This window comes from Glutamicibacter sp. M10 (assembly GCF_025452055.1).
Lineage (GTDB): Bacteria > Actinomycetota > Actinomycetes > Actinomycetales > Micrococcaceae > Glutamicibacter.
In genome coordinates, this window is record NZ_CP104918.1 from 3,428,845 (window position 1) to 3,442,287 (window position 13,443).

The following is a 13,443-nucleotide window of genomic DNA, read 5'->3' on the forward strand; positions in this document are numbered from 1 at the left end:
TAATTTATTTGAAACCTGCATTGACCAACCCTGTGACCCGTGATACATTTTTCCCTGTTATACGAATAACTAACTCGCATCACTCAATGGGGAGACACTTTGATGGCTAGAGCCAAGCCCGCTTCCGGGCCCACAATGCACGATGTGGCAGCTGCAGCCAGTGTCTCCCAAGCCACCGTTTCCCTGGTCCTAAATTCCGCTCCTGGATCACGCTTCTCTGCCGACACTCAGCAGCGAGTCTGGGATGCAGTTGAACAGTTGGGATACCGCACCAACGCGCACGCCAAGGTGTTGCGCGAAGGTGTTTCAGGGATGATCGGCTTCATTGGCGACTCGGTGGCAACCTCACCTTTCGCTGGTGCAATCATCGAAGGTGCGCAGGAAAGAGCCTGGGAAGAAGGGCTCCTGCTGCTAACCATCAACACTGGCGGCGACAAAAAACTTGAGGCCGCTTCGCTAGATACGATGCTCTCCTACAAGGTGGCCGGTGTCGTGTACGCGGCAATGTATAACCGTTATCTTGAAGTCCCCAAAGCGCTGGCCGGGGTCCCTTCGGTCGTCTTGAACTCCCAAGACAAAGACGGCAAGCTCCCCAGCGTCGCTCCAGACGAAATTCAAGGTGGCTACACCGCCACTCGACGGTTACTTGACGCTGGTCATACCCGAATAGGCATGATCAACATCGAAACCTTAGAAAGTGGACTACCGGCAGCGGTGGGACGCTTCGCAGGTTATCAAAAGGCCATGAACGAAGCTGGAGCCGAAGTTGATCCTTCACTGCTTCGCTTCGGCGAAGGTGGAGAAACTCATGGCTACACCTTCGGTAGGGAACTACTTTCTTCCAACCGTCCGCCAACCGCTATCTTCTGTGCCAACGACCGCACCGCATGGGGCGTTTATCAGGCGGCAGCGGAGTTGCGGGTATCAATTCCTGATGATGTTTCAATCATTGGCTTTGATAATCAGTCCACACTAGCTCCGTTCCTTCGCCCCGGACTGACAACTCTTGAACTACCTTTCGCCGCAATGGGCCGACAAGCGGTGGATTTCCTCCTCCAAGGAGCTAAACCTGATGGTCAGGTAAAGCTCATGGATTGCCCACTTATTGAACGCTCGTCGGTATCACACCCCAAGGAGAAGCCTTGAGTCAATCAAAACCAGCTGCTCTCAGGCGATTTAGCAAATCACCTAAAAAGCGCAAAGTTCCCTTTTCGCTTCAGCTGAAAAAGATCTTGGCAGCCTGGCAGTTATACGTATTACTAGTACCTGCCCTGGCCTACATCGTGATCTTCAAGTACTGGCCAATGTACGGTGTCCAAATCGCATTCAGGAACTACAACCCCACCGAAGGTTTCACCGGAAGCCAGTGGGTTGGCCTGAAGCACTTCATCAGATTTGTGAATTCTTACCAATTCACAGAGGTGCTGGGCAACACGATCTGGATCGCAGTACTGGGTCTGCTCATTGCCTTCCCGGTGCCAATCATCCTGGCGCTGCTCGTCAACGGGTTGCAGAGCGAGAAGTTCAAAAAGTTCACCCAAACCGTGCTGTACTCCCCTGCCTTCATCTCCACCGTGGTGGTAGTCGGCATGATGTTCGTACTGCTCTCTCCACGTTCAGGCTTGGTCAATAACGCCATCCAGCTCGCTGGTGGTGAACCGATCTTCTTCATGGGATCCCCCGACTGGTTCCGCCCGGTCTACCTGATTTCTGACATCTGGCAAAACGCCGGCTTCTCAATGATTGTGTACCTAGCAGCCCTAGCCGGCATCGATCCAGCCTTGCACGACGCGGCCAAGGTTGACGGTGCATCCAAGCTGCAGCGCATGCGCCACATCGATTTGCCAGGCATCATGCCAATGGTCACCGTGCTGTTCATCTTGGCAATCGGTAACTTGCTCAACGTTGGGTTCGAAAAGGCACTGCTGATGCAGACTCCGCTGAACCTCGCCAACTCTGAAATCATCCAGACCTACGTTTACCACGCTGGTCTGCAGCAGGCTCAGTTCAGCTACTCGGCTGCTATCGGTCTGTTCAACTCCGTCCTCAACCTGGTGCTGCTGTTGATCTTCAACCGTGTGGCTCGCCGGGCAAACCAAGCAACCTTGTGGTGATCCCCGATGTCATTAAAAACAATTCCAGCAACACCAGTTTCGCCTCGACGGGAGGGACAGAAGGTGATTAATCGTCAGTCCGGTGGCAAGTCAAAGTTCCGCCTCCTGCGCGAACGTTACGCCGACCGCACCTTCACTATCGCAGCGGTCACCATCCTGATCCTGTCGATCTTGGCTGTCGTTTACCCGTTGTACTTCATCGTGATCGCATCCATCAGTGATCCCAATGCAGTGTATGAAGGCAAGGTTTGGCTCTTCCCCTCTGGAGTGACTTTCGAGGGATACCAGCGAATCCTTACCGATGGCCGAATCTGGTCAGGCCTGACCAATACAGTGATCTACACGGTACTGGGAACGGCAATCAGCGTTTCCACCATCTTGTGCGGAGCCTACGCACTATCTCGCAAGGATATGCCGGGCCGTAAGTTCTTGATGTTGCTCTTTGTCATCACCATGTTCTTCGATGGCGGTCTGATCACCAAGTACCTGGTCGTGAAGGATCTGGGCATGCTCAACACCGTGTGGGCAGTAGTTTTGCCTGGCGCTGTTGGTGTGTGGAACCTGATCATCGCTCGGTCATTCTTTGAACACACCATCCCTAATGAATTGCGTGAAGCAGCTCAGATGGATGGGGCCAATGACTTCCGCTTCTTCTTCCAGATGGTTCTTCCACTATCAAAACCACTGATCATGCTGATGATCATGGTGCACGTAGTGGCCAACTGGAACTCGTTCTTCGATGCTCTGATCTTCCTCAACGACGATTCAAAGTATCCCCTCCAGCTAGTTCTGCGAAACATCCTTATCCAATCCGACGTTTCCTCGACGGGCACCACCGGCGGAGATATTGCCTCCTACGCCGCGGCCCAGCGAATAGCCGAACTGACCAAGTACGCGATGATCGTCGTCTCCAGCCTGCCGCTGATGATCGCCTTGCCGTTCATGCAAAAGCACTTCACCAAGGGCATGATGATCGGCGCAGTTAAGTAATCACACTCTTCACCTCTCAATCGCAGGGCTAAGTTCCACTGCTTAGTCCTGCACCCCACCCCGAATAGGAACCACCATGGCACTTAATCGCCGACATGCAGCTCTTGCTGCAGCGCTAGCCGGAACATTGATGTTCACCGCTTGCGGCTCAGGAAGCTCCGATGCACCTGAAATCGAGGATTCCTCAGCGGAATTCGGCTTCCACGACACCGGCCTGCCGATCGTTGATAAGAAGCTGGACTTGACCTTCTCCGGTTCCAAGACCGCGCTGGCCCCTGACTTCAACACCATGACCGTGGTGAAGAACTGGGAAAAGGACACTAACGTTCACATCAACTGGGAAAACCTTCCAGAGACCGTATTCCAGGAAAAGAAGAACCTGATTCTTGCTGGTGGCGATCTGCCAGATGCATTCTTCAACTCGGGACTGACCGACTCTGAAATTGCGACTTACGCAACCAGCGGCACCCTGATCCCGCTTGAAGGTCTGATCGAAAAGAACGCACCAAATCTTTCCAAGCTGCTCAACGAGCGTCCTGATATCAAGGCCGCGATCACTTCCTCAGATGGTCACATCTACTCACTGCCTTCCATTGAAGAGCTCGGCTTGGTTCAGTTCCCTAACCAGCTGATCGTCAACACCGCATGGCTAAAAAAGCTGGATATCCCAATGCCTAAGACCGTGGATGAATTCCACGATGCGCTCAAGGCTTTCAAGGAAAAGGATGCTTCGGGCACCGGCAAGACCATTCCACTGAGCTTCATGCCAGGCTCGTGGTGTGCCGATATCGTTGACCTGATTGCTGCCCTCGGCGGCATCCCAGACAATGCAGATCACCGCATTGTTCAGGACGGAAAGGTCATCTACACCCCTACCCAAGAGGGTTATAAGAAGGCCGTCCAGACCCTACACACCTGGTACAAGGAAGGCCTGATCGACCCAGAGTCGTTCTCGCAGGACGACAAGGCTTACCTAGCCAAGGGTAAGGCTGCCAAGGAAAACCTCGGCTCGTTCGTTTGGTGGGAGACCCCAGAAATGGTTGGCGCTGACCGTGCCAAGGACTACGCAATTGTTCCAGTTCTGGAAGGTGTTGACGGCCAGCGTATCGCCAGCCAGTCCAACAACCAGGAAATCGCCCGTGGCGCCTTCGCCATCACCAACGTCAACAAGTACCCAGCAGCTACCATTCGTTGGGCCGACCACCTTTACGATCCGGTTGAATCCGCTCAGGCTAACTGGGGACCAATCGGCGAGACGTTGAAGAAGGATGAAAAGACTGGTCTGCTCACCCAGATTCCAGTCAAGGAAGGCGAAAGCGAAGGCGAACGCCGCCAGAAGGTCGCACCAAGCGGTCCAAAGGCTAACACCGCCGAGAACTTCAAGACTGTTGTCGCTCCGGAGCCACGCGCTGCCGAACGTCAGAAGGTTGTTAACGAGTTCTACAAGCCATTCGCTGGCAACGAGGGTTACCCTGCGGTCCCACTGTCCAACGATGAGCTGCAGGAAATCAGCACCGTTGAAACCGATGCTGCTTCATTGGTTGAGCAGAAGGTCGCCAAGTGGATTGTCACCGGTGGCATCGAAGACGAGTGGGACGAGTACGTCGCACAGCTTCAGAGTGTTGGCGTTGATCGCATGGTAGAGGTCTACCAAACCGCGCTGGACCGTTACAAGTCCAACTCCTAATTCACCACGCACAAGCTAGGGCCGGACGGAACCTGAAAATTTCCGTCCGGCCCTTGCTCTAGAACTAATCAAACCAGCACAGAATTGAGCTTGTTTCCCATGACTGCTTCGACCGCCTCAACGGCCGAAAAGTACCGCCCGTCGCTACACTTCTCAGCGCAAGATACCTGGGTCAATGATCCCAATGGGCTGATTTACCACGATGGTCTCTACCACCTGTACTACCAGAACAACCCTTTCGGAAACGTCTGGGGAAATATGTCCTGGGGACATGCCACCTCACCAGATCTGCTCTCCTGGACACACCATCCGGTAGCCATCGCCTGTGATGAAAATGAAGATATCTTCTCCGGCAGCATTGTCTTTGATAAAGAGAACACCAGCGGTTTTGGTACGTCCGAGAGCGCTCCACTGATCGCTTTTTACACCAGCGCTTACAAGCCAGGCAACGCTCGTCACGGCATCCAAGCACAGTCCGTCGCTTATAGCCTTGACGGCGGTTATAGCTGGAGCAAGCACTCCGGGAATCCGGTGATTGATCGCAACTCCCCGAATTCCGTGATCCTAAGGTCTTCCGCTACAGCTCAGCGGAGACCAGCTACTGGGTTATGGTCACCGTTGAAGCACAGGATCACCAAGTAGTTCTGTATAAGTCCGAAAACCTCTTGGACTGGCAATACTTGAGCACCTTCGGCCCTGCCAACGCGACTAGCGGAGTCTGGGAATGCCCGGATCTGTTTGAACTACCGGTAGACGGCGGAGCCAACGGATCCAAGTGGGTTCTGGTTGTTAACTTGAACCCTGGCGGCCCCAACAATGGTTCGGCAGGGCAGTACTTTGTCGGGCAGTTTGATGGCACAACCTTCACCTCCGAGTCCACCGTGACCGAAGGACGCTCCGACAACGAGCGTTTGAACGACTATCAATGGTTGGACTGGGGCCGCGACTACTATGCAGCTGTGTCCTTCGGGGACGTTCCTGATGGGCGTCGTCTGATGATCTCTTGGATGAACAACTGGGAGTACGCGAATCAGATTCCTACCTCACCATGGCGCAGCCCCATGTCGTTGGCCCGAGAAGTAACACTACAAACCATCGATGATGCACCGCGTTTGGTGCAGAAGCCAGCCTTTGATCCGAAAAACGAACTGGGCTCAACTCAAAACTTCGGCCTCGATTCGGTACAGCTGGATGACGAGGTTCGAGTGCTAGACCAGGCCCGCGGTGCGGTGCAGCGTATTGAGCTCTCGGTGACACCGGGAACTGCCAATGAGGTCGGTTTAGTTGTTCGCGGTGGACAGGCTGAAGGGACGCGCATCGGTGTGAACGTTGAGCAATCTGCGCTCTTTGTAGATCGCCGCAACTCAGGCGAAAGCGATTTCCACGAGTCCTTCGCTTCGCTGGATAAGGCACCTATTCTTCCGCTGAACGGATCCTACGAATTGACGATCTTTGTTGATCATTGCTCGGTGGAGATCTTTGCTCAAGGTGGGTCAGTGACGATCACGGATCTGATTTTCCCGTCCCCGGAGAGTATTGATCTTTCGCTCTACGCAACAGGCGGTAGTGCGCAGTTCAGCAATGTGGATGTTGTTCGCTTCTACTGATACAGCGACAGCGGATGGTTCTGCATCTGGGTACACAAAAGGCTGACGGAAATTTTCCGTCAGCCTTTGGTGTGCCCAGCTTTAACCCTCTAGTACCGGGTCGGTTTCAAACAGTGGGGCAATGAGATACCCGATCGCCGTACCGATGCCGATCTGCAAGGCCAAAGCGCCAGCAGTCAACCACGGATTCGGGCCGAGATCTGTCAGGCGTCCGATGGCCAAGGAACCGGATGCCAGCCATGAACCGAACAGGCTCAGCACACCGGCAACCACTCCGGTAAAGACCGACAAGCAAGCCGTGGAAGCGCCCAGTGCGAGCATGTTGAATGGGATGCGACGGGCGAACCAATCTTCTAAGTGGTTCTCTCCCCCACGCAAGAAATACCAGCCAGCAAGAATACCTGCAGCAACCGGAATCAGCATGAACAGCCAATGGTTCGAGGCGTCACCCGATGGGATAGATGCCAGCATAGGGATCGATGGCAGCGGCCCCACCGTGGTTTCCAAGCTGGATAATGTGCTTCCGGAGCCCAGGGTGAATCCGCCACCGCTGACCCACGATAGGACCCAGAATGACGCATTAGGAATCAACGCCAATTGCACCAAGGTCAAAGCTGCCGAGCCGATGGGCCCTGGACGCAATTCCTGATACACGTTGGCAACTTCGGTCCAGTGCAGACCCATGTTGATAGTCAGCAGCAATCCGCTAATCCCCACGGCCGCTACGTAGCCAAGGAACCCGGCCACAACAACATGCCATACATAGGAACCAGCCCAGCGGCGGTGCGGAGACAGACGCTGAATATAGGCGGCAATGTCCACGCCAAATAGTCGAGCCCACGAACCGGCCTCGCGGCGCGCTCCGATAATCAACCCCAGGGTCGCAATGATCAGCGGGATGAAAATAGCGGCAAAGAGATTCACCCGCGCGTAACTGTTATTAACGAGCAGTCCCACCACCGCGCCGATGGCGCCATAAGCGGCAAATGCTCCGAGCAGCCCTTGCCAGAGCTGATCGGTGTAGGAAGCACGCGCGATGCGTCGACCTGCGCGCAGGCAGAAGGCAAAGGGAAGTAACGACAGGCCCAAAGGAATCAGCGTCAGCCATCCGGAAACGGAGCTAGGATCCTCGCCTGTGCCTAGGTTCAAAACTTCAATTGGCACACCGTGGATCATCAGCCAGATGAATCCAGCAAACTGCAAAATGACGTTAAAGGAGTCTTCCAAGAAGCCGCCGCTGAAGTACACGGCGATCAGTGGCAACATGATCAGGGCTATGCAAAATACAACGGACTGCAGGATCTCAAAAACGCCCTGCAACGCAAGGGGCATTGGCCAGCCGTTGCGCAGACGCAACATCACTGCCTTCATGGGTTTCTTTTCGCGGCTCATCATTCTCAATGTTGCCACCAATAGGCTCGCCTCACGCAGATCGACGCGCATCCTGCCCCTGAGCGCTTGCCAACAACCGCGTTACTAATAACTCTTTGGTGCCGCTGCTTTTGTGTCGTTGCTGAAACTTGCCGCCAGTGCTTCGGTGGCACGGGCGAGCAAAGCTACGTCAGCGCCAACACCGACAAAGTCTGCGCCTGCTTCCATGTAGGTCCGCGCGGTTTTCTGGTCAAAGGCATTAACGCCGGCATATTTGCCGGCCGCTTTGGCTACGTTGATGGACTTGATCACTGCATCCACCACCTCTGGGTGGTTCTGCTGCCCGATGACGCCCATCGATGCGGCCAGGTCAGACGGGCCAATAAAGATGCCGTCTACGCCGTCGGTCGCCAGAATTTCTTCCACGTTGGCCACAGCTTGTTCGGCTTCGATCTGCACCATGATCGTGATCGTGTCATCAGCGCGAGTCAGGTAGTCGGGGATCCTGTTCCAGCGTGCCGAGCGCGCCAGCGCTGAGCCAACTCCGCGTACACCCTTGGGCGGATACTGGCAGGCCGCTACCGCTGCGGCAGCCTGCTGCGCGTCATTGACCATCGGGATGATCAGTGACTGCACTCCAAGATCCAAGAATTGTTTGATGACTACAGGGTCATTGACCGCGGGACGAACTACTGGGACCACCGGATAGCTGCGTACCGCTTGGAGCTGAGCCAAAATGCTTTGTAGGTCATTCGGTGAATGTTCACCGTCAATGAAGAGCCAGTCGAATCCGGCACCGGCACAGATTTCGGCAATCAGTGGCGAAGCGGAGCAAACCCAAATGCCGACCAGGCTATGGTCTGCATCCCTAAGCGCATCTTTGAGCGACGGATCTGGTTCTACTGAAAATGGCATGTCACAGTTCCTAGCGGTCCATAATCTGCAAATACGGTGTCGTTCGCCTCGACCCACATGGGCCTGGTGAAGGAACCGGCAAGAATTAGTTCACCGGCTTTGAGCTTATCGCCGTGGGCAGCAATCTTGTTGGCCAGCCAGTACACGCCAGCAGCTGGGTGGTTGAGCACGCCTGCGGCGACGCCGGTCTCTTCCACGGTCTGGTTTTTGAACAGGATGCCCGAAACCCAGCGCAGATCTATCGCAGCTGGCTTGACCGGGTTGCCTCCGATGACCATCGCACCCATCGCGGCGTTATCGCTGATGGTGTCGACGATGGTGCGCCCTTCCATCTCTACGCGGGCGTCAAGGATTTCAAGCGCTGGGATGACGTATTCGGTGGCGTTCAGTACATCGAAGATATTGGCCCGTGGACCTTCGATATCTTTCTTGAGCTTAAAGGCAAGCTCCATTTCAACGCGGGCACCGGTGAAGTCTGAGAAGTTGAAGACTGCGCCGGAATCATGAACCATGTCGTCGAAGATGATTCCGTAGTCTGGCTCGGTGATCCCGGTGGCCATTTGCATGGCGCGTGAAGTCAGGCCGATTTTGCGCCCGACTAAGGTCCGTCCGGCGGCTTCGCTGCGTTGGCGCCACAAGTTCTGCACGCGGTACGAATCTTCCACGGTCATCTCCGGGTAGCGTGCGGTTAAACGGGCTACAGGCGTGCGCGTGCGACCGGCCTGAACCAGCTCATCGGCGATGGCCGTGATTGTTTCCTCGGATAGCATCTGCGGCTACACCTTTCACGTCAGTTCCAATCAAGGTGAGCCGCCTATTTCTACCTCGATGAGGTGGCTCACATTTCTTGATCGTACCGAGCTTCTGGGCGCATGGCACATCGTACTAACATTTCGTCTTTTGCTATCTGCCAGTTGCTCGCACATTTGCCAGCAGCGTTTCAAATGGCAGCGAGGTCATATCATCGTTGGGGTCCGCAAATTCACTGACTGAGGGTGCGATTGATCTAGTATCGCCCAAATCTTGATCTGCCTTGAGCTCACCATCGGCAAGGCTCAGTGATATCAGGACCTCTTGGGCCACTCGGCGAGCGCGTTCAGTCAGCGTTCCTGCGATTCCTTGACCGCCAAAATCTTCAGAAGCGGCGAAGACTGTGGTCGGCATGATGTTGGTTCGCAGGTAGGCAAAGATAGGGCGCATTGCGTAATCGATGGCCAGCTGATGACGCTGGGTTCCGGCGGTGGCCGCAAGCACTACGGTCTTTCCGTTGAGCGCCTTGGGATCAAGAATGTCCAGGAAGGACTTAAACAGTCCCGAAATGGATGCCGTAAATACCGGAGTGACCGCCACCAGGACATCGGCGTTGACTACCGCGTCAATGACGCGTTGCAGTTGAGGTGCTGCGAAGCCGGTGAGCATGTTGTTGGTGATGTCGCCAGCATGCTCGCGCAACTCAATATTGTTTAGATCTACTTGGATGCCAGCTGCCGCTAGTTTCACAACGATGCTGTCACCAATTTGGCGTCCTAATAGTGAGGAGCTTGAAGGAGAGCCTAGGCCGCCACTGATCACTACAACTGATTTGCTCATGAGTTCTACCTTTCAAATTTATATGCGTATGCATGCTTCAACAAGAAACCTCGGCCCGCTATTCCCTCGGTTCCAAAATCTTCAATGACCCACAAATGGCACATTTTCATTCTTGTGACGCTCGTAAAAATATTGATAAGATGAGTGCATGAGTAGCGATAAGCCACAGACTGAGAACCAGCGCGACATTGAAGAAGGTGTACGCACCGACTTCAAGAACACCATGTCTTACGGCAGCTACCTAAACTTGGAGCAAGTACTCTCGGCACAACAGCCCGTGAGCGTCCCGGAGCACCACGACGAGATGCTGTTCATCATTCAGCACCAGACCAGCGAACTGTGGCTTAAGCTCATGCTGCACGAGCTTGTTGAAGCTCGCCGATTGCTAGGTCAGGACGACATCGGCAAGGCATTGAAGTGCCTAGCTCGCGTCAAGCACATCCAAAAAACCCTGACTGAACAGTGGTCAGTACTTGCCACATTGACGCCGCGCGAATACGCACAGTTCCGCGGATTCCTCGGCTCCTCATCGGGCTTCCAGTCCTTCCAATACCGGGCAGTGGAATTCATTCTTGGTAACAAGCATGAAGGCATGCTCAAAGTACACGAGTCAGATCCTAAGGCACATGAACTTCTCTCCACGTTGCTCCAAGAGCCAGGACTCTACGACGTATTCCTTGCTGCGTTGGCTCGCCGTGGCTACAACATCCCCGAAGAAATTCTTTCGCGTGACTTCACCAAGCCGTGGACTTACCAAGAAGCCCTCATCCCGGTGTTCAAGCTAATCTATGAATCCGAAGAAACCCCATGGAGCCTCTACCAGGCTTGTGAAGATCTCGTAGACGTTGAAGATAACTTCCAAGCATGGCGCTACCGTCACCTACGCGTAGTTCAACGAACCATCGGCTTCAAGCGCGGAACCGGTGGTTCCTCTGGTGTCGATTTCCTCAAACGCGCGTTGGATCTGACATTCTTCCCTGAACTGTTTGCGGTGCGTACAGAAATTGGCAACTAACTCGGCACTGACAGCATTCAGTCTTGATGACTTCGAGGCTCGCTCCGGCAGCGCAACATCTATCGTTCGCACCATTACTGGGTTGTACCTCCGAGAGAACTCAGATCTCGTTTCGCGAAATGTGCTGCTGGAGCTAGCCCTTGCCGCTGGCATTTCCGCGCCCTCGGCTCAGACAGCCATCTCCCGCCTGATCGATAAGCAGGTACTGGAAAGCTCCGCAGCTTCGATGCTCCGCGTCCCGGACTCAGCCCAGGCAATGTTTGAACGCGGCATTCGGAGGATATTCACTCCTCGTCAAATGTCAGAAACCGATCAATGGTGCCTGGTCACCTATTCACTGCCTGAGACCATGCGTTCTTTGCGTCATCAGATTCGCAAGCATTTCCAACAGCTCGGTGGCGGTCTTGTATCGGCGGGCCTATGGATATTCCCCGAGTATTTGCGCGAAGAAGTCACCGCTGTGCTCATTGCACTCGATGCCCGCCAACAAGCAACGCTATTTACTACCAGCCAGCCCCACTTCCCCATCAGCGCACAGCATTCAGCGCAGCAATGGTGGGATTTAGCGCGTCTGGGCTCATTGCATGAAGACTTCTTGGACAGCACTACTGATCTTGACCCGAAGGCGCAAGACCCCGCTACTGCCTACCGCGGTTACGTAGTGATGGTGGATGCATGGCGCAAACTGCCCTACCTAGATCCAGGGCTCCCCGCTTACATGTTGCCGGCCCAGTGGCCTGGCCTTGCCAGCAGGGACCGATTCTTGACGTTGTCGCAAGCTTTCAGAGATACCGCTGGTCAATTCGCCAGCTCAACCCTAAGCCGCTTGAGCCAAATGGGCTGATCCTGGCCATAGGCCGGCGGAGCAGCCCGGAAGTCTAATGGCTCACCGTTTACTGTGAACGGTGTCAGCGCGTAGTCCAGAATTCCATACGCGCTGGGCCTGCGACCAAGCAACGGCGGATCCACTTCCTGGACAGAATCAACCGGCGGGCCGAAGGCACAGAGCGCTTCTGCGGTTCGCGCCAGGGAGAATCGAACGCTTCCCACCCTTCGCGTTTGAGCCCGGGCCTGAACCAGGCTGACCATCGCTGCGGCCAGACCATGGCCGGTGGCGTGATCCAAAGCCTGAACCGGCAACGCTCCAGGGCTCCCATCTTCACTCTGATAGATATCAGCAATGCCGCAGGCGGCTTGCACGATGCTGTCGAACCCGCGACGGCCCATCCACGGACCGTCGTGACCCCATGCATTCAATTCAGCGATAATCAGGTTGGGGTATCTCAGTTGCAAAGCTTCAGTTCCGAAGCCCAGCCGACTCAACGACCCTGAACGATATCCGCAAATCAATACGTCTGCCTGCTCAAGCAACTGATTCATCCGCGCTTTACCCGCCGAGGAAGATATGTCTAGTACGGTGTTGCGCTTACCAAACCCGGTATCGATGTGTTGCGCGCTCAGTTCTGGAAGAAATGGGCCGTCTATTCGAAGCACCTGCGCGCCAAAAGCGGCCAGAGTGCGAGTTGCGGTGGGACCGGCGATTACGCGAGTAAGGTCCAGTACGCGTAGACCCGACAAGGGGCCATTGCCCTGAGGATCTGGTGTCCAGCTTTGTTGCCCCGTGCCTTGATGGTGGGTGAATTGGGCCCAGTGTCCTTCTTGAGCTGCCTTGCCGGAGACAGATTCAAGCCATTGCTTTCTAGTCTGTACCTTTGCAGCTACTCCGCCGGAACCAACGATGAGTTCTTGCGCTTGGAATGCGGTGTGGTGGATCAACGCCGCTTGAAGCGTTGTATCTGCCCCTGCCCCTACTGCTCGTAGCAGGCGTTGTTCATGGTGCGGATAATTTGCATGAGTTCTAATCCAGCCATCTGCGCATCGATAGAACCCTGAGTGCTGCGCAAATCCCTGAGTCTTCTCGCCAGCAATACGTAGGTGTGCCATAGAACCAAAAGCCGCAGCAACTTGGCTCGCCAGAATTTCAGCCCGTCCGTAGGCGCCACCTAGTAGCTGAGCGTCCATGGCATTGATTGCATTAACAAACAGTGAAACAGAACCTAGGGCGAGGCGTTCGACGTCTAGCGGGCCGTGCCACCATGAGAGCGGCCCGGTGATGTGCGCTGGCTCTGAGACAGTGAGCATTTGAGATTGTTC

11 protein-coding genes and 1 pseudogene are annotated in these 13,443 nt (G+C 54.9%); 7 read left to right on the forward strand and 5 right to left on the reverse strand.

Annotated elements, in window-relative coordinates; genetic code table 11:
- Positions 1–102: 102 nt before the first annotated feature.
- The 5 genes and pseudogenes from N6V40_RS16590 (at position 103) to N6V40_RS17815 (ending at position 6,398) form a co-directional block, all read left to right on the forward strand.
- A complete protein-coding gene (locus N6V40_RS16590; protein ID WP_262198317.1) occupies positions 103–1,146 on the forward strand; it encodes a LacI family DNA-binding transcriptional regulator in 1,044 nt (347 codons plus the stop codon).
- Positions 1,143–2,114: an ABC transporter permease gene (locus N6V40_RS16595; RefSeq protein ID WP_262198320.1), complete on the forward strand. Its 972-nt coding sequence runs from the start codon at positions 1,143–1,145 to the stop codon at positions 2,112–2,114. The genes N6V40_RS16590 and N6V40_RS16595 overlap by 4 nt, the downstream gene beginning before the upstream one ends.
- Before the next feature lie 63 nt (positions 2,115–2,177).
- Complete coding sequence (locus N6V40_RS16600) at positions 2,178–3,104, forward strand: carbohydrate ABC transporter permease (protein ID WP_262198322.1); 927 nt, start codon at positions 2,178–2,180, stop codon at positions 3,102–3,104.
- A 76-nt stretch (positions 3,105–3,180) separates the two neighbouring features.
- Positions 3,181–4,791 carry an ABC transporter substrate-binding protein gene (locus N6V40_RS16605; RefSeq protein ID WP_262198326.1) on the forward strand — a complete coding sequence of 537 codons (1,611 nt, stop codon included), beginning with the start codon at positions 3,181–3,183 and terminating at the stop codon, positions 4,789–4,791.
- A gap of 99 nt (positions 4,792–4,890) precedes the next feature.
- A pseudogene (locus tag N6V40_RS17815) lies at positions 4,891–6,398 on the forward strand (glycoside hydrolase family 32 protein).
- An 81-nt stretch (positions 6,399–6,479) separates the two neighbouring features.
- Here N6V40_RS17815 and N6V40_RS16615 read toward each other — a convergent pair.
- From N6V40_RS16615 to N6V40_RS16630, 4 genes are all read right to left on the reverse strand, one after another.
- On the reverse strand, positions 6,480–7,808 hold the full coding sequence (locus N6V40_RS16615; RefSeq protein ID WP_242632585.1) for a cell division protein PerM: 1,329 nt from the start codon (positions 7,806–7,808) through the stop codon (positions 6,480–6,482).
- A gap of 66 nt (positions 7,809–7,874) precedes the next feature.
- On the reverse strand, positions 7,875–8,684 hold the full coding sequence (locus N6V40_RS16620; RefSeq protein WP_262198329.1) for an aldolase/citrate lyase family protein: 810 nt from the start codon (positions 8,682–8,684) through the stop codon (positions 7,875–7,877).
- Positions 8,669–9,454, reverse strand: a complete 786-nt coding sequence (hpaH, locus tag N6V40_RS16625; protein WP_262198332.1) for a 2-oxo-hept-4-ene-1,7-dioate hydratase — start codon at positions 9,452–9,454, stop codon at positions 8,669–8,671. Before hpaH ends, N6V40_RS16620 begins: the two co-directional genes overlap by 16 nt.
- A 133-nt stretch (positions 9,455–9,587) precedes the next feature.
- Positions 9,588–10,274, reverse strand: a complete 687-nt coding sequence (locus N6V40_RS16630; RefSeq protein WP_131090280.1) for a CE1759 family FMN reductase — start codon at positions 10,272–10,274, stop codon at positions 9,588–9,590.
- 148 nt (positions 10,275–10,422) lie between these two features.
- On the opposite strand from N6V40_RS16630, the gene kynA reads away from it, so the two are divergent.
- Complete coding sequence (kynA, locus tag N6V40_RS16635; protein ID WP_131090281.1) at positions 10,423–11,289, forward strand: tryptophan 2,3-dioxygenase; 867 nt, start codon at positions 10,423–10,425, stop codon at positions 11,287–11,289.
- Positions 11,279–12,133, forward strand: coding sequence for a PaaX family transcriptional regulator (locus tag N6V40_RS16640; protein WP_262198336.1), 855 nt, complete (start codon positions 11,279–11,281; stop codon positions 12,131–12,133). Before kynA ends, N6V40_RS16640 begins: the two co-directional genes overlap by 11 nt.
- Here the strand turns inward: N6V40_RS16640 and N6V40_RS16645 are convergent.
- Positions 12,088–13,431 (reverse strand): CoA transferase, encoded by a 1,344-nt coding sequence (locus tag N6V40_RS16645; RefSeq protein WP_262198338.1) that lies wholly within the window; start codon positions 13,429–13,431, stop codon positions 12,088–12,090. The two genes, N6V40_RS16640 and N6V40_RS16645, sit on opposite strands and share 46 nt — an antisense overlap.
- Positions 13,432–13,443: the final 12 nt, after the last annotated feature.